Source organism: Rhizobium sp. S163 (genome assembly GCF_030380805.1).
Classification (GTDB): Bacteria; Pseudomonadota; Alphaproteobacteria; order Rhizobiales; family Rhizobiaceae; genus Rhizobium.
Window position 1 is genome coordinate 51727 of sequence record NZ_JAUDSA010000019.1, and the last position, 16754, is coordinate 68480.

General features: G+C 62.1%; 12 protein-coding genes and 1 pseudogene. 3 read left to right on the forward strand and 10 right to left on the reverse strand.

Going from position 1 to position 16754, the window contains the following annotated elements:
• Window positions 1-91: 91 nt before the first annotated feature.
• The 3 genes and pseudogenes from urtC to urtA all read right to left on the reverse strand — a co-directional run.
• Window positions 92-1156 (reverse strand): annotated as a pseudogene (gene urtC / locus QTL96_RS21955) (urea ABC transporter permease subunit UrtC); the annotation flags it as partial.
• A complete protein-coding gene (gene urtB, locus QTL96_RS21960) occupies window positions 1153-2772 on the reverse strand; it encodes an urea ABC transporter permease subunit UrtB (protein WP_289729197.1) in 1620 nt (539 codons plus the stop codon). The pseudogene urtC and the gene urtB, both read right to left, overlap by 4 nt.
• A gap of 180 nt (window positions 2773-2952) precedes the next feature.
• A complete protein-coding gene (gene urtA / locus QTL96_RS21965) occupies window positions 2953-4245 on the reverse strand; it encodes an urea ABC transporter substrate-binding protein (RefSeq protein ID WP_018897094.1) in 1293 nt (430 codons plus the stop codon).
• Window positions 4246-4462: 217 nt separating this feature from the next.
• On the opposite strand from urtA, the gene QTL96_RS21970 reads away from it, so the two are divergent.
• The 3 genes from QTL96_RS21970 to QTL96_RS21980 all read left to right on the forward strand — a co-directional run bounded on the left by QTL96_RS21970 (window position 4463) and on the right by QTL96_RS21980 (window position 10018).
• Entirely contained in the window at window positions 4463-7849 is a 3387-nt protein-coding gene (locus QTL96_RS21970; RefSeq protein WP_289729198.1) for an ATP-binding protein, read from the forward strand.
• The gene (locus tag QTL96_RS21975; protein WP_289729199.1) at window positions 7842-8738 is read left to right on the forward strand and encodes a response regulator transcription factor; all 897 of its coding nucleotides are present in this window, start codon (window positions 7842-7844) and stop codon (window positions 8736-8738) included. The genes QTL96_RS21970 and QTL96_RS21975 overlap by 8 nt, the downstream gene beginning before the upstream one ends.
• A gap of 95 nt (window positions 8739-8833) precedes the next feature.
• Window positions 8834-10018 carry an acyltransferase gene (locus QTL96_RS21980; RefSeq protein ID WP_289729200.1) on the forward strand — a complete coding sequence of 395 codons (1185 nt, stop codon included), beginning with the start codon at window positions 8834-8836 and terminating at the stop codon, window positions 10016-10018.
• A 7-nt stretch (window positions 10019-10025) separates the two neighbouring features.
• On the opposite strand, the gene QTL96_RS21985 is transcribed toward QTL96_RS21980, so the two are convergent.
• The 7 genes from QTL96_RS21985 to QTL96_RS22015 form a co-directional block, all read right to left on the reverse strand.
• Window positions 10026-10994, reverse strand: a complete 969-nt coding sequence (locus QTL96_RS21985; RefSeq protein WP_289729201.1) for a D-glycerate dehydrogenase — start codon at window positions 10992-10994, stop codon at window positions 10026-10028.
• Window positions 10995-11173: 179 nt separating this feature from the next.
• The gene (locus QTL96_RS21990) at window positions 11174-12298 is read right to left on the reverse strand and encodes a branched-chain amino acid ABC transporter substrate-binding protein (RefSeq protein ID WP_018897089.1); all 1125 of its coding nucleotides are present in this window, start codon (window positions 12296-12298) and stop codon (window positions 11174-11176) included.
• A 119-nt stretch (window positions 12299-12417) separates the two neighbouring features.
• Entirely contained in the window at window positions 12418-12771 is a 354-nt protein-coding gene (locus tag QTL96_RS21995; RefSeq protein WP_018897088.1) for a DUF6867 family protein, read from the reverse strand.
• A 24-nt stretch (window positions 12772-12795) separates the two neighbouring features.
• A complete protein-coding gene (locus tag QTL96_RS22000; protein WP_018897087.1) occupies window positions 12796-13524 on the reverse strand; it encodes an ABC transporter ATP-binding protein in 729 nt (242 codons plus the stop codon).
• Entirely contained in the window at window positions 13524-14396 is an 873-nt protein-coding gene (locus QTL96_RS22005; protein ID WP_026282746.1) for an ABC transporter ATP-binding protein, read from the reverse strand. The genes QTL96_RS22000 and QTL96_RS22005 overlap by 1 nt, the downstream gene beginning before the upstream one ends.
• Window positions 14396-15787, reverse strand: a complete 1392-nt coding sequence (livM, locus tag QTL96_RS22010; protein ID WP_289729202.1) for a high-affinity branched-chain amino acid ABC transporter permease LivM — start codon at window positions 15785-15787, stop codon at window positions 14396-14398. The genes QTL96_RS22005 and livM overlap by 1 nt, the downstream gene beginning before the upstream one ends.
• 4 nt (window positions 15788-15791) lie before the next feature.
• A complete protein-coding gene (locus QTL96_RS22015; RefSeq protein WP_113008329.1) occupies window positions 15792-16694 on the reverse strand; it encodes a branched-chain amino acid ABC transporter permease LivH in 903 nt (300 codons plus the stop codon).
• Between the last annotated feature and the right edge of the window lie 60 nt (window positions 16695-16754).

The following is a 16754-nucleotide window of genomic DNA, read 5'->3' on the forward strand; positions in this document are numbered from 1 at the left end:
CGGGCTGGATTTCTGCGTCTACACCGTCTTCGCGCTTGGCGGGCGGCGTGTCGCTGGAGGACGGCTTGCGCTTGCCGATATACTGGCCGATCGTGCCGACGATGCCCTTGGGCAGGAACAGCGTGACCGCCACGAACAGCCCGCCGAGCGCGAAGAGCCAGAATTCGGGGAAGAGGCCGGTAAAGATCGTCTTGCCGCCATTGACCATGATCGCGCCGATAATCGGCCCGATCAGCGTCGAGCGCCCGCCCACCGCCGTCCAGATGACGACTTCGATCGAGTTGGCCGGGGCGAATTCGCCGGGGTTGATGATGCCCACCTGCGGCACGTAGAGCGCGCCGGCGATCCCCGCCATCATCGCCGAGACGACGAAGGTGAAGAGCTTGAAGTGCTCGACGCGGTAGCCGAGGAAGCGCGTGCGGCTTTCCGCGTCGCGCACACCGACCAGCACCTTGCCGAACTTCGAGCGCACGATGGCCGACGCGATCAGCAGCGACAGTGCAAGCAGGATCGCGGTGGCAGAGAACAGGGCAGCGCGGGTGCCGTCGGCCTGGATGTTGTAGCCGATGATATCCTTGAAATCGGTCAGGCCGTTATTGCCGCCGAAGCCCATGTCGTTGCGGAAGAAGGCAAGCAGCAGCGCATAGGTCATCGCCTGGGTGATGATGGAGAGATAGACGCCGTTGACGCGCGAGCGGAAGGCAAACCAGCCGAAGACGAAGGCGAGCAGCCCGGGCACCACGAGCACCATCAGCGCCGCAAACCAGAAGTGGTCGAACCCATGCCAGAACCACGGCAGTTGCTTGTAGTTCAGGAACACCATGAAATCGGGCAGGATCGGGTCGCCGTAGCTGCCGCGCGTGCCGATCTGGCGCATCAAATACATGCCCATCGCATAGCCGCCGAGCGCGAAGAAGGCGCCGTGGCCGAGCGAGAGAATGCCGCAGAAGCCCCAGACGAGATCGAGCGCCAGCGCCAGAAGCGCATAGGTCAGATACTTGCCGAAGAGCGACATGATGTAGGTCGGGATATGCAGCGGGCTTGATGCCGGCGTCATCAGGTTCAGCACCGGCACCAGCACGGCGAGCGCCAGCAGGATGAAAAGCGCGACGATGATCTTGCGATCGAGAGACCGGAGAAGGAAGGCCGTAATCATGCTTCCACTGCCCTTCCTTTGAGTGCGAAGAGCCCACGCGGCCGCTTCTGGATGAAGAGAATGATGAGGACGAGCACCAGGATCTTACCGAGCACGGCGCCGGCGAAGGGCTCGAGGAACTTGTTGACGACGCCGAGCGACAGCGCCCCCACCAGCGTGCCCCACAGATTGCCGACGCCGCCGAACACCACGACCATGAAGCTGTCGATGATGTAGCTCTGGCCGAGATTGGGCGAGACGTTGTCGATCTGGCTGAGCGCCACACCCGCCATGCCGGCAATGCCGGAGCCGAGCGCGAAGGTGAAGGCATCGACCCAGCCGGTGCGAATGCCCATCGAAGACGCCATTCGGCGGTTCTGCGTGACGGCGCGCATCTGCAGGCCGAAGGCGGAACGCTTGAGCAGCATCAGCAGCGTCACGAACACGGCCATCGAGAAGACGATGATCCACAGACGGTTCCAGGTGATCGAAAGACCACCGAGTTCGAACGCGCCCGACATCCAGCTTGGATTGCGCACTTCGCGATTGGTCGGCCCGAAGATCGAGCGCACCGCCTGCTGCAGGATGAGCGAGACGCCCCAGGTTGCAAGCAGCGTTTCCAGCGGACGACCGTAGAGATAGCGGATCACGGTGCGTTCGATGACGAGGCCGACGAAGCCGGTGAAGATGAAGGCAGCGGGAACCGCGAAGGCCAGCGAATAGACTTCGAGGCCGGGGAATGTCGAGGCGATATACTGCTGCACCACATAGGTCGTGTAGGCGCCGATCATCACCATCTCGCCATGCGCCATGTTGATGACGCCCATGACGCCGAAGGTGATGGCAAGGCCGATGGCGGCAAGCAGCAGCACCGAGCCGAGCGACAGGCCGTACCAGACGTTCTGCACCACGTCCCAGAGCGCCAGGCTGCGGTTGATCGTGTTGATATGCGTCTGGATCTCGCCCTTCAACTCGTCCGGCGCGGTCGCCATGGCCGTCGTCAGGATGGTCAGCGCGTTGCGGCCGCCACGGGCAGCGATCGTGTCGATGGCGGCCTTCTTGTCCTCGGCGCCGACATCGCTCTTCAGCACCATGACGGCGCGAGCGGCTTCCATCGTCTCCTTGACCTCGCCGTCCTTCTCCGCGGAAAGCGCGGAGTTGAGCAGTTCGAGGTTGGCGGGATCGGCATCGCGCAGCAGCCCCTGGGCGGCCGCAAGGCGGGCGCCGCGATCGGGAGAGAGCAACGTCAGCTGGCTCATCGCCGAAGCGATGACGCCGCGCAGCGAATTGTTGATCCTGACCTTGGACATGTAGTCCGCATCGATATCGGCGACGGCCTCGCCGCTGATCGGATCGGAAAAGGTCGGCTCGTCCTCCGTGCCGCCCTGAAGCAGAACCGGGCCACCGCTTTCCGAATTCACGTAAAGCTGGCCGTCGCTGAGCTGCTGCAGGATCTGGCTGACATGGGCATCGCCGGATGCGACCAGCGCCTTGATGGCGACCTCGCGTTCCGGGAAATCGCCGACGCCGAGCGCGTCGACCAGCGCGTGGATGTCTTCCTGCGCCTTCAGCGCCGTGGCGAATGCCGGCAGGGCCAGGCACAAGGTCAAAAGCAAAATCTTGATGGCGCGATACATCGGCTTTCTGCCTCGGTTATCGTTGGCCTTCCGGCGCAATCGGGAAGAAAAATCAGGGCCTTAATTCGGCAACGTTGCCGTCCGAAGCATCAGGGCCGCGCTTCGGAGATGGACCTTCCGCCCGGACAGGAGAGACCGGGCGGAAGTCTTCAGGCGTCAGAGTGACGGGGTGATCAGCACTCAGGAGCCCTTGCCGCCGCACTTGCCCGTTGCGACATTGAAGTTGCCGCAGTTCATGGGCTTGCGCCAATCGGAGATCAGGTCCTTGGAGTCAGGCAGGAAGTCCGACCATTCGTCGCCGACGACAGCAGGGGTCTGCTGGACGATTTCGAACTGGCCGTTCGCCTGGATTTCACCGATCAGCACCGGCTTGGTGATGTGGTGGTTTGGCATGACGGTGGCGTAGCCGCCCGACAGGTTCGGAACAGTGGTGCCGATGATCGTGTCGAGAACCTTGTCCGTGTCGGTCGTGCCAGCAGCCTGGACCGCCTTAACCCATGCATTGAAGCCGATATAGGCAGCTTCCATCGGGTCGTTGGTCACGCGCTTGTCGTTCTTGGTGTAGGCATGCCATTCCTTGATGAACTTCTTGTTGGCCGGGCTTTCGACCGACTCGAAGTAGTTCCAGGCAGCGAGGTGGCCGACGAGCGGCTTGGTGTCGAGACCGGCAAGCTCTTCTTCGCCGACCGAGAAGGCGACGACGGGGATGTCGGTTGCCTTTACGCCCTGGTTGCCGAGTTCCTTGTAGAACGGAACGTTGGCGTCACCGTTGATGGTGGAGACGACGGCGGTCTTCTTGCCGGAGGCGCCGAATTCCTTGATCTTGGAGACTTCCGTCTGCCAGTCGGAGAAGCCGAACGGCGTGTAGTTGACGATGATGTCTTCCTTCGGAATGCCCTTCGAGATCAGGTAGGCTTCCAGGATCTTGTTGGTCGTGCGCGGATAGACGTAGTCGGTGCCTTCCAGAACGAAGCGCTTAACGCCTTCCTTTTCCATCAGGTAGTCGACAGCCGGGATTGCCTGCTGGTTCGGAGCGGCACCGGTGTAGAAGATGTTGCGCGAGGACTCTTCGCCTTCATACTGAACCGGGTAGAACAGGATGGAGTTGAGTTCTTCGAAAACCGGCAGGACCGACTTGCGCGACGAGGACGTCCAGCAACCGAAGACGGCCGCGACCTTGTCCTTTTCGATCAGCTCGCGCGCCTTTTCGGCAAACAGCGGCCAGTCGGAAGCCGGGTCGACGACGACGGCCTCGAGCTTCTTGCCGAGAAGGCCGCCCTTCTTGTTCTGCTCGTCGATGAGCATCAGCATGGCGTCTTTCAGCGTCGTTTCGGAGATCGCCATCGTGCCGGACAGCGAATGCAGAACGCCGACCTTGATGGTGTCGTCAGCCGCAACGGCTCCATGGAATGCGGCCGTGGCCGACATGACGGCGCCGAGCACGGCACCGGAAACATATGATCGCAGATTCATCTGGTTGATCCCCTCTTCTTGTTCCGACAACAGGCCTGAAACGGCGATTAACTGTTGCTTAAGGGACTATCCGGTGCTGCACTGCGAAAGCGTATACGCGAAATGACGTAGGTGACGGGGCGAAATGTGCAGTTTTGCGTTGCACCGCACTCTTAAGCCCCGCACTGTTCCATGTTACGAACGCATGACAAGGGGAACGAAGGGGCCGATTACGGGTATGGCAGCGCGGCAACGCATTATTCCGGTCAGGCGCGAATACAATCGCTGGGTCGCCAACCAGACGCTGGAAGACTATGCGCTGCGCTTCACCGCCAAGAGCGCCCGGCAGTTCTCCTCGCAACGCATCTCGCAGACGGCGATCGGCGCCATATCCTTCCTGGCGCTGGAGGCGATCGGCGGCGCCATCACGCTCTCCTACGGCACCACCAACGCCTTCTACGCCATCATCGTCGCCTCGATCGCCATGCTCGCCATCGGCCTGCCGATCAGCCGCTACGCCATCCGCCACGGCGTCGACATCGACCTTCTGACCCGTGGCGCCAGCTTCGGCTATATCGGCTCGACCATCACCTCGCTGATCTATGCCAGCTTCACCTTCATGCTGTTTGCGATCGAGGCGTCGATCATGTCCGGCGCGCTGGAGCTGACCTTGGGCATTCCGCTCTGGATCGGCTATATCATCAGCGCCGTCATGGTCATCCCGCTCGTCACCCACGGGGTCCGGCTGATCAGCCGCTTCCAGCTCCTGACGCAGCCCTTTTGGATTGTCCTCAACATCCTGCCCTTCCTTTTCATCGCGGTGATGGACTGGGAAAAGTTCGATCTCTGGCGCGCCTTCTCCGGCATCCGCCATGCCTCTGGCCCGCCCGGCACCATCGCGCCCTTCGATCTTGTCGAGTTCGGCGCCGCCTCGGCCGTCATCCTGGCGCTCATGTCGCAGATCGGCGAACAGGCCGACTTCCTGCGCTTCCTCCCTCCGGAAAAGCAGACCAAGTGGCGCCACCGCCTCGCCGTCTTTCTCGCCGGTCCCGGCTGGGTCATCATCGGCGCACCGAAACTGCTGGCCGGCTCCTTCCTCGTCGTGCTGACCTTTGCCTCAGGCGTTCCCGCCGACCGCGCCGCCGATCCGGCGCAGATGTATCTCACCGCCTTCGGCTACATGATCCCCTGGCACAACGCCGCGCTGCTGCTGATGGCCGCCTTCGTCATGGTCTCGCAGCTGAAGATCAACGTGATGAACGCCTATGCGGGGTCGCTCGCCTGGTCGAATTTCTTCTCGCGCCTCACCCACAGCCACCCCGGCCGCGTCATCTGGCTGGTGTTCAACGTGGCGATCGCGCTGCTGCTGATGGAGCTCGGCATCTACCGGCTGCTCGAGGAAACGCTCGGCATCTTCTCGATCATCGCCATGGCCTGGCTCTGCACGATCTCGGCCGATCTCTTCATCAACAAGCCACTCGGCCTCGCTCCTCCAGGCATCGAGTTCAAGCGCGCCCATCTCTACGACATCAACCCCGTCGGCCTCGGCGCCATGACGCTGTCGGCGACCATCGCGCTCATCGCCCATTTCGGCGCCTTCGGCACGATCGCGGCGTCGCTCGCCCCATACATCACCCTCATCGTCGCCCTCATCGCCTCGCCCGCGATCGCCTGGGCGACAAAGGGTAAGTTCTACCTCGCCCGCAAGCCGCGCCAGAGCTGGAAGAACCTGACCAACATCACCTGTTCGGTCTGCGAACACCCGTTCGAGCCGGAGGACATGGCCTGGTGTCCCGCCTATGCCGCGCCGATCTGCTCGCTCTGCTGCTCGCTCGACAGCCGTTGTCACGACATGTGCAAGCCCAACGCGCATCTGAACGCGCAGGTCGGCTATGTCGCCAAGGCTGTCCTGCCCGAAACCATCGTCCAGAAGCTCACCACCCGCCTCGGCCGCTACGGCATCGCCGTCATCCTGGCGCTTACCGCCGTCGGCGCCATCTTGGCTATGATCGCCCACCAGGTTTCCGCCGCCTCGCCGGAGACCGCCGAGGTCGTCAACGGCACGATCCTGATCGTCTTCTTCGTCTTCGCCGTCATCGCTGGTGTCGTCTGCTGGTTCTATGTGCTGGCGCATGACAGCCGTGTCGTCGCCGAGGAGGAATCCTCGCGCCAGAACACGCTGCTTCTGAAGGAAATCGCCGCCCACAAGAAGACCGACGCCGCCCTGCAGGCCGCAAAGGAGACCGCAGAGGCCGCCAACCGCGCCAAGAGCCGCTATGTCGTCGGCCTCAGCCACGAGCTGCGCACGCCGCTCAACGCCGTGCTCGGCTACGCCCAGATCCTCGAGCGCGACGAGACCATCCCGACCCCGCGTCAGTCGTCGATCAAGGTCATCCGCCGCTCGGCCGAACACCTCTCCGGCCTCATCGACGGCCTGCTCGATATCTCGAAGATCGAGGCCGGCCGCCTGCAGGTCTATTCCAACGAGATCAACATCCAGGATTTCCTCGACCAGATCGTCGACATGTTCCGCCCGCAGGCGCTCGCCAAGGGCCTGACCTTCAACCATCAGCGCGCGCCTGCCCTGCCCCAGTTCGTGCGAACCGACGAGAAGCGCCTCCGCCAAATCCTCGTCAATCTCCTGTCCAACGCCATCAAGTTCACCGACGAGGGCACGGTCACCTTCGACGTCGCCTATCGCAGTCAGGTCGCCACCTTCACCGTGACAGATACCGGCCGCGGCATCGCGGAGAAGGACCTCAGCCGCATCTACGAGCCCTTCCAGCGCGGCGAAGCCGACAGCATCCGCCCCATGCCCGGCCTCGGCCTTGGCCTGACCATCACCCAGCTTCTGACCAACACGCTCGGCGGCGAAATCTCGGTGACCAGCGAAAAGGACAATGGCTCGACCTTCCGCGTGCGCCTGATGCTCTCGGCCGTGCTGCGCGAGATGGCGGCACCGCCGCAGGAAAAGAAGATCGTCAGCTACGACGGCCCGCGCCGCACCATCGTCGTCGTCGACGATAACGAGGATCACCGCGAGATGATGCGCGAGATCCTGGTCCCGCTCGATTTCGTCGTGCTGACAGCGGCCAGCGGCACGGATTGCCTGACGCTGATCGAAGGCATCCAGCCCGACCTCTTCCTCGTCGACATCCTGATGCCCGGGATGAACGGCTGGCAGCTGGTCTCGCGCCTGCGCGAAGCCGGCCAGACCGCTCCGATCGTCATGCTCTCCGCCAACATCGGCGACGCCGCCGCCCATGGCGACAGCGACGACAGCCACAATGACGCGATCGGAAAGCCGGTCGACATCCGCCGCCTGCGCGACAAGCTTGCCCTACATCTCGGCCTCAAATGGCTCTACGCCGAAGCGGCTCCTGCGGCACCCAAGAAGACCGAGCAAGTCCTGCAAAGCCCCGGCGACGCGCATGTGCAGGAACTGCTGCGTCTCGGCGAGATCGGCTATATCAGGGGCATCGAGGCGAAGCTCGCCGACCTTGCCAAGGTGGAGGCAAATCAGCCATTTACCGAGGAACTTCGATCCTATGTCGCCGCCTTCGACCTGAACGGCTTCATGGCCTTCCTGCACCGCTTCGACGAAAAGGTGGAACACATTGGCTGAACTCCCGCGCGACATCGTTCTGTTGGTCGACGACTCGCCGGAAGCGCTCGGCTTTCTCACCGATGCGCTGGAGCAATCCGGCTTCTCCGTCCTGATCGCCACCTCGGGTTCGGCAGCACTCAACATCGTCGAGCGCATCACCCCCGACCTGATCCTGCTCGACGCTGTCATGCCCAGCATGGACGGCTTCGAGACCTGCCGGCGGCTGAAGGCCAACCCGGCGATCAGCCAGATCCCCGTCATATTCATGACCGGCCTGACGGAAACCGAGCACGTCGTCCATGCGCTCGGCTCCGGCGGCGTCGATTATCTCACCAAGCCGATCAACATCGACGAACTGCGCGCCCGCATCGGCGTGCACCTAAAGAACGCCCGCTCCGCCCAGAGCGCTCGCGTGGCCCTCGATGCCGCCGGCCGCCATCTGCTGGCGGTCAAGGGCGACGGCAACATCCACTGGTCGACGCCGCAGGCAACCCGTCTCGTCAACGCCGCCATGGGCAGCGACGACGGCATGGACACCGTAATCGCGACCATCGCCGCCTGGATGAAGGACCGCACTGCCTCCACCATATCAGTCACCCATGGCGGCCAGGACGTGCTGCAGCTTGCCTTCCTCGGCACCATCGGCCCCGACGAGTATCTCTTCCGCCTGACGGCCAGCCAGCGCGCCGACGACCAGGTGCTGCGCCAGCGCTTCGCGCTCACCCACCGCGAATCCGAGGTGCTGCTCTGGATCGCCAAGGGCAAGGCCAACCGCGACATCGGCGAAATTCTCGGCCTCTCCGCCCGCACGGTGAACAAGCATCTCGAGCAGATCTACGTCAAACTCGGCGTCGAAAACCGCGCTTCGGCGGCGGTCAAGGCGGCGCATGTGTTGCATGAGACGTAGGTAAGCGAGCCGCTCACACTTTAGAAAGCACCCACGGATATCTTTGAGCGACGCCCGCAAGCTGGGCATGGCATCAAGATGATATCCGGCAGGTCATGAAGGACAGGCTTTATTATGTGGATCGGCTGCGGATTTCCGCCTTCGCGATCCTGATCCTCTATCACTCTTCGGCGGCCTTTTTCACCGACATGGGCTGGCTGATCCATAGCGACCGCACCAGCCCCGCGCTCTCGCTGATCATGGAATTCCCGCGCGCCTGGCGACTGGCGCTACTGTTCTTCGTCTCCGGCATGGGGGCCGCCTTCTCCTTCCGCTCGGATTCCAGCCTCGCCTTCCTGCGCAAGCGCACCATCCGCCTGCTCGTCCCCCTGCTCTTCGCCATGGCCGTCCTCGTCGTGCCGCAGGTCTGGTATGAGCGTATGTACGAGACCGGCTATGACGGCTCGCTCATCAGTTTCTGGCTGACGCGCTATTTCACCGAAGGCCGCTACCCGACCGGCAATTTCACCTGGGCGCACATGTGGTTCGTCGCCTATCTGCTCGTCATGTCCGTCATCTGCTACCCGATCTTTCTCTATCTCAGCCAGCCCGGCAACAAACTGATGGCCTGGTTCGAGCGCATCGCGAAGTCGGGCGCCATCTATCTCTTCTTCCTGCTGCCGCTCGCTCTCAATCTCGCTCTGTCGCCCTTCTACCCCAAGGAAACCAATGCGCTCTACAATGACGGCGCCTGGTTCGCCGTCTGGGCAAGCTGGTTCGGCCTCGGCTTCCTCGTCGCCCGCAATCACCGCAGCCTGATCGAGCCGATCATCGCCAAGCGCTATCTGAGCGCGGCAATCGCGCTGGCCGTGACGGTGTTCCTCTATGCCTTCGCCTGGCTTACTCCAGCCGAGCAGGCGATCGGCAGCTACGCCGATGAAACCCCGCTCTTCAAGGCCGCGATCTTCCTGCTTGCCTGGTCGATGATCCTGACGCTCATCGGCTTCGCCGCCCGTCATTTCAACCAGCCGGACGCGCGGCTGGTCACGGTCAACCGGCTGGTCTTCCCGCTCTACATCATCCACCAGACGGTGATCGTCGGCGCGCTCTATTATGTGCTGCCGCTTGGCCTGCCTGCCGTGCCGAGCTTCATCATCATCGCCGCCGCGACCTTCGTGCTGTCGAGCCTCTTCGCCATCGCGGTGGACTTCATTCCCGGCCGCGCGCGCCTACTCTTCGGCCTCGAGGCCAAGCCACGTGGCCCCTCGGGCGAGCGAAAGACCGCCGGCGCGCAGCGATAGGCAGGCGTCAGGCCACCCGGTCCGGCGGCTCGCGTCCCTCGAAAAAGGCGGTGATGTTGTCCACCACCTTCATCCCCATCGCATTGCGCGTCTCTTCGGTAGCACTACCAAGATGCGGCAGCAGAACCACGTTCTCCAACGCGCGCAGTTTCTCCGGCACCTGCGGCTCCGCCTCGTAGACGTCGAGGCCGGCGCCACGGATGACGCCCTTCTCGAGCGCCGCGATCAGCGCCGCTTCGTCGACGACATCGCCGCGCGCCGTGTTGATCAGATAGGCGCCCGGCTTCATCGCCGTGAAACGGGACGCGTTCATCAGATGCCGGTTCTCCGCGCCTCCGGGGCAATGCAACGACACGAAATCGCTGGCCGCCAGCACCTCTTCCACGGTCGCGAGCTGCCGCGCGCCATATCGCGCCGCCTCCGCCGCATCGACCGTCGAGCGGTTGTAGAACACCACATCCATGCCGAAACCGAAATGGCAGCGCTGGGCGAAAGCCTTGCCGATGCGCCCGAAGCCGATGATCCCCACCGTCTTGCCCGTAACCTTGGTGCCGATCATATGCGTCGGGCACCAGCCCTTCCATTCGCCGGCCCGGATCTGCCGCTCGCCCTCCCCGCCACGGCGCGCGACCGAAAGCAGGAGCAGCATCGCGATATCGGCGGTGCAATCGGTGAGTACGCCAGGCGTATTCGTCACCACGATGCCCTTGGCCTTCGCCGCTGCGATGTCGATATGGTTGTAGCCAACCCCGAAATTGCCGAGCACCTTGGCCCGGATCTCGCCTTCGAAAACCGACGCCGGAAGCTTGTCCGACACGGTCGGCAGCACGGCGTCGTGGGTGCGCAACGCCTCCGCGATGGCTTCGGGCGACATCGGCAGGTCGTCGGTGTTGAAGGTCGCGTCGAAGCGTTCGGCAAGTACAGCCTCCACGGCGGAGGGCCAGCGGCGCGTAAGCAGAATCTTGGGGCGGGACATGGCGTATCCGTATCGTCTGCGGCTGCGCGCCGACCGGCGACAACCTGTTGAATTCGCCGGCGATCGTAACCGGATCGTCCTCGATCGCAAGACCGGTAAGCGGCCGGGCGGTTCGCATTGTTGCCAAAACGAAAGAAGCCCGGCGCGAGACCGGGCTTCCAAGGTGAGAACGAAAGTTCTTACTTCGCGTCCTGCGGGAAGTAGGAGAACTTGCCGTCTGGGCCCTTCTTCCATTCGTACATGACGTAGCCTGGGATCTTCGGGTCGCCCTTTTCGTCGAACGAGATTTCGCCGAGAACGGTCTTGAACGGACCCTTGGCCTTCATCGCTGCGGCAACGGCTTCAGCGTCGGTCGAAGCAGCTGCCTTGGCGGCTTCAGCGATCGTCTGCATCGCGGCGTAGGAGTACAGCGTGTAAGCTTCCGGGTTGAAGCCGGCAGCCTTGAACTTCTCGACGAGTGCCTTGTTGTCGGGGTTCAGCGTTGCGTCCGGGCCGAATGTGTTCAGCGTACCGGCGACTGCGTCACCAGCGATCGATGCCAGTTCGTTCGAAACGATACCGTCGCCCGATACGAGCGTTGCCTTCAGGCCCTGGTCGGCAGCCTGGCGGATGATCAGACCAGCTTCGGTGTGGAGACCACCCCAGTAGATGATCGAAACGCCGGCTTCCTTCATCTTGGCGATGAGGGCCGAGAAGTCCTTGTCGCCGACGTTGATGCCTTCGTACATGGCTTCGGTGAGACCAGCGGCATTCATGGCCTTCTTGGTTTCGTCAGCGAGGCCCTGGCCGTATGGGGTCTTGTCGTGAACGACAGCGATCTTGGCGTCCTTGAAGTGGTCGGCGAGATACTTGCCGGCGATGCCGCCCTGCTGGTCGTCGCGACCGCAAGTACGGAACGTGTTCCACAGACCACGCTCGGTGAACTGTGGGTTGGTCGCAGCCGGCGTGATTTCGAGGATGCCGTTTTCAGCGTAAACTTCGGAAGCCGGGATCGAAACGCCCGAGTTGAAGTGGCCGATGACGAACTTGACGCCGTCAGCTGCGAACTTGTTGGCAACCGAGATACCCTGCTTCGGGTCGGACACGTCGTCGCCGAGCACGATCTTGATCTGCTCGCCATTGATGCCGCCAGCAGCGTTGATGTCGGCAGCTGCCTGCTCGGCACCCTTCTGGAGCTGTGCGCCGAACGCAGCGTTCGGGCCGGTCAGCGGACCAGCAACGGCAACCGTGATGTCGGCCCAAGCGTTGCTGCTGAAGGCGACCATCGCCGTCAGAGCCACTGCCGACAGAAGAGACTTCTTCATTATGTTACTCCCAGTTTTTTAGCGGGTTCCGTTCCATTACCCAGCGCATCACCCACTTTACTGCGCTGGGAAACCTGTTCCACTCGGAGAGGTAATTTGTCCCTAGATTCAACCGGCTGTCAATGTTTTGCCTTCCAGGAGAAGGGTGACGTTTTTTCGTAGAGCCAGTAGTAATTATTGACCATCTGATTGGTCCGGCGATAGCGGTATCCAGCCGTCGCGAAGATCAGGAGAAGGACGAAGTCGATGGCGTAATAGAACACGCTCAGCACAGGTCCGTCGAACAGCGCGTGATGCAGAAACTGCATCGCGGCCGCCAGAAGCACGCTGTAGCCGATGACGATAGGATAGTCGCTCCAGCCGTCAGCGGCAGCCTTGCCGGAACGCCATGCGGTCCAGAAGCCGATCAACACGACGATCAGGCGGATGACGCTGCGAACGCCGGTATCGCCTTCAAAGAAAAGTCCCTGCATATCAAAGTCTCCCCTTCGTCATGCTCAATGCCGTCCGCCTTCGAGATAGGCGGCGCGAACTTCAGGATTGGCGAGCAGTTCCTGGCCGGAGCCCGACATCGTCACCTTGCCGTTGACCATGACATAGGCCCGGTCGGAAAGCTTCAGTGCCGCGAAGGCGTTCTGCTCGACGAGGAACACGGTGAGCCCCTCATCCTTGTTCAGCTTCTTGATCGCCTCGAAGATGCCCTTGACGATCAGCGGCGCGAGACCCAGCGACGGCTCGTCAAGCAGCAGCAACTTAGGACGGGCCATCAGCGCGCGGCCGATCGACAGCATCTGCTGCTCGCCGCCCGAAAGCGTGCCGCCGCGCTGCGTCTGGCGCTCCTTCAGGCGCGGGAACATCGCGAAGATCTTCTCGACGTCTTCCTTGAAGTATTTCAGGTTATCGAGGCCGGCGCCCATTTGCAGGTTTTCCATCACGCTCATGCGCGGGAAAATGCGGCGCCCCTCCGGCGACTGCGCAATGCGCAGGCGGGCGATTTCGTGGGTCGGCATCTTGGTGATGTCGCGGCCCTCGAAGATGACCTTGCCGGCGCGCGCCTGCGGGCTGCCGCAGATCGTCATCATCAGCGTCGACTTGCCGGCGCCGTTGGCGCCGATCAGGCTGACGATTTCGCCCTGGTTGACGTGGACATCAATGCCCGCGAGCGCGCGAATGTTGCCGTAATAGGTTTCAACACCCTCGACCTTGAGAAGTGGCTGACCGGTCATCAGTGCGTACCTCCTTCGAGGTTTTCGACGTCTGCGATCACCTGTTCCACTTCCTCGTCTTCGACACCGAGATAGGCCGCGATGACCTTCGGATCGTTCTTCACATGGTCTGGCGTGCCGTCGGAAATCTTCTGGCCGTATTCCAGCACGACGACGTGGTCGGAAATTTCCATGACCACGGACATGTCATGCTCGATCAGGAGCAGCGACGTGCCCTCGTCGCGAATGCCGCGCAGAAGCGTGTTCAGCGTCAACGATTCCTTCGGGTTGAGACCGGCGGCGGGCTCGTCCAGGCAAAGCAGCTCCGGCCCCGTGCACATGGCGCGCGCGATCTCGAGGCGGCGCTGAGCACCGTATGGCAGATCGCCGGCGGGATCGTCGGCGCGATCGATCAGATCGGCCTTCTCCAGCCAGTAGCGGGCAAGCTCGATCGCGTTCTTCGCTTCCGCGCTGTAGCGACCGATCCCGAGCAGGCCGAGAATGGTGTAGCCCGATGCCAGCATCAGCTTGTTGTGCTGCGCGACCAGTAGGTTTTCGAGAACCGTCAGGCCGGAGAACAGTCGGATGTTCTGGAACGTGCGGGCGACCTTGGCTTCGCGGGTGATGCGAAAGTCCGGCAGACGCTCAAGCAGATGTTCTCTGCCATCCTTGTGGCGCATGGTGATCATGCCCATGGTCGGCTTGTAGAAACCGGTGATGCAATTGAACACGGTGGTCTTGCCGGCGCCGTTCGGGCCGATCAGCGCGGTGATCTCGCCGCGCTTGGCCTCGAACGAGAAGTCGTTGATCGCCATCAGGCCGCCGAACTTCATCGACAGATGCTCGACCTTGAGCAGGGTATCGCTGGACATGTTGGTTTCCTGAGGGCTCATCAGCCGTGGCCCTCCTTGGTGAAGCTTCCCGATACCGATTTCCGTTCTTTCAGGAACGCCGTCGGCTCACGCGATCCAACGAAGCCGCGCGGCTTGATCAGCATGACGACGACCATCGCTAAGCCGAAGAGCAGCATGCGGTAGAGTTCCGGCGTGAAGTCGGGTCCGAAGATGAGCTTCAGGAACTCCATTTCGCGCAGCGCCTCGGTACCGCCGATCATGACGATCGCCGCGATCGCGATGCCGGTCAGCGAACCCATGCCGCCGAGAACGACGATGGCGAGGATGACGGCCGATTCCAGGAACACGAAGGATTCAGGCGATACGAAGCCCTGGCGAGCGGCGAAGAAGGAGCCGGCGAAGCCGCCGAACATCGCACCCGTGGCGAAAGCCGTGAGCTTGGTCGTCACCGTGTTGATGCCGAGCGAACGGCAGGCGATCTCGTCTTCGCGAAGCGCTTCCCACGCACGGCCGATCGGCATGCGGCGCAGGCGGATCGTGACATAGGCCGTCAGGAGGCACAGCGCCAAGATCAGATAGAAGAGGAAGATCTTGTAGTAGGCCGACGAGATCGGCAGGTGGAACAGCTTGGCGAAGCCATGCGGGCTGGCATCGAAGGGAATGCCGAACAGCGTTGCCTTCGGAATGCTGGCGATACCGAACGTCCCCTTGGTCAGGTCCGTCCAGTTGATGATGACGAGGCGGATGATTTCGCCGAAAGCCAGCGTCACGATCGCCAGGTAGTCACCGCGCAGACGCAGGACCGGGAAGCCGAGGATAATGCCCCAGAGACCGGCGAGAATGCCCGACAGCGGCAGAAGAACCCAGAAGGACAGGCCAAAATAGCTGGAGAGCAGCGCGTAGGAATAAGCGCCGACCGCGTAGAAGGCGACGTAACCAAGGTCGAGCAGACCGGCAAGACCGACGACGATGTTCAGGCCCCAGGCCAGCATCACGTAGATCAGGATCTGGATACCGAAGTTGTCGACCCACTTCAGCGAGCCCTGCGCACCGACCAGCGCCACGATGACGACGGGATAGAGCACCAGCGCCAGAAGCGCGATCTTCAGGAAGTGGGCGTGGAAGAAGCCCTTCTTGTCGGAGATGTCGAGCTCGCCGCTGCGCGCCTTGGCAAGCTTGCGGGCATCGAGATGCGGACGCAGGAATACCACGATCGCAAACCGACCGACCGCCGCGATGGCGACGAAGATGGCCAGCAAACCCCAACGCTGAACGACGACGAGTTCGTTGCTGATGTTCTGCTGCGTGCCAAGACCCACATACAGCACGAACATGCCGAAGGATATGATGCCGGCGAAGATAGCTTCTTTAATACCCTTCTGGACAAGTCCGGATGCGGGCTTGCCAGGGGCGTTTTCAACATTTGCCATGACGTTAAACCTTCTCGACTTCCGGCCGGCCCAGGATACCTGTCGGCTTGAAGATCAGCACGAAAGCGAGGATGGCGAAGGTCGCCACATCCTTGTAGGCGATGGTGAAGTAGGCCGACCAAAGGCTTTCGATCAGGCCGATCATCAGACCACCGAGAACGGCGCCCGGAAGCGAACCGATACCGCCGAGAACGGCCGCCGTGAACGCCTTAACGCCAGGCACGAAGCCGTCGTTGAAGTTCACCACGCCGTAGTACATCAGGTACATCGTGCCGGCGACGGCAGCGAGTGCGGCGCCCATGATGAAGGTCACGGAGATCGTCTTGTCGACGTTGACGCCCAGCAGCGCCGCCATCTTGCGGTCCTGCTCGGTGGCGCGCTGTGCGCGGCCAAGCGCCGTATGATTGACGAGGTACCAGAACACGGTGAGCAGCACGGCCGTGATGATGATGATCACGATCTGCTTCAGCGAGATGGTGACGCCACCAATGTTATAGACGCTGCTGATCAGCGGCGGGATCGGCTTGTTGCGCGGACCCTGCGTCACCTGGATGAAGTTGGACAGCACGATCGACATGCCGATCGCTGTGATCAGCGGCGCCAGGCGGAACGAACCGCGCAGCGGGCGATAAGCGACGCGCTCGATCGTCCAATTCCACAAACTCGTCATCAGCATCGCGATAAGCAGCATTGCCAACAGCAGAACAGCCACTGGAAGACCGGCAAAGATGGATGTGAGGACGAGAAAGACGATAAGGGCGGCGAAGCCACCGATCATGAAAATATCGCCGTGAGCGAAATTGATCATGCCGATGATGCCGTAAACCATCGTATAGCCGATAGCCACGAGGCCATAGATGGATCCAAGAGTCAGCCCATTGATGAGCTGCTGGACAAAATATTCCATATGTCTTTCCCCTGGACACAGAACCGTAAAAAGCCTGCGTCTCTTGTTATTCGAGCCCTT

Coding starts and splice junctions, on each gene's coding strand:
- QTL96_RS21985 (WP_289729201.1), bottom strand. CDS start 10,994: ATGTCCCGCCCCAAGATTCTGCTTACGCGCCGCTGGCCCTCCGCCGTG.
- QTL96_RS21995 (WP_018897088.1), bottom strand. CDS start 12,771: ATGCAGGGACTTTTCTTTGAAGGCGATACCGGCGTTCGCAGCGTCATC.
- QTL96_RS22005 (WP_026282746.1), bottom strand. CDS start 14,396: ATGAGCCCTCAGGAAACCAACATGTCCAGCGATACCCTGCTCAAGGTC.
- QTL96_RS21990 (WP_018897089.1), bottom strand. CDS start 12,298: ATGAAGAAGTCTCTTCTGTCGGCAGTGGCTCTGACGGCGATGGTCGCC.
- QTL96_RS21980 (WP_289729200.1), top strand. CDS start 8,834: ATGAAGGACAGGCTTTATTATGTGGATCGGCTGCGGATTTCCGCCTTC.
- QTL96_RS22000 (WP_018897087.1), bottom strand. CDS start 13,524: ATGACCGGTCAGCCACTTCTCAAGGTCGAGGGTGTTGAAACCTATTAC.
- urtA (WP_018897094.1), bottom strand. CDS start 4,245: ATGAATCTGCGATCATATGTTTCCGGTGCCGTGCTCGGCGCCGTCATG.
- QTL96_RS22015 (WP_113008329.1), bottom strand. CDS start 16,694: ATGGAATATTTTGTCCAGCAGCTCATCAATGGGCTGACTCTTGGATCC.
- QTL96_RS21970 (WP_289729198.1), top strand. CDS start 4,463: ATGGCAGCGCGGCAACGCATTATTCCGGTCAGGCGCGAATACAATCGC.
- urtB (WP_289729197.1), bottom strand. CDS start 2,772: ATGTATCGCGCCATCAAGATTTTGCTTTTGACCTTGTGCCTGGCCCTG.
- livM (WP_289729202.1), bottom strand. CDS start 15,787: ATGGCAAATGTTGAAAACGCCCCTGGCAAGCCCGCATCCGGACTTGTC.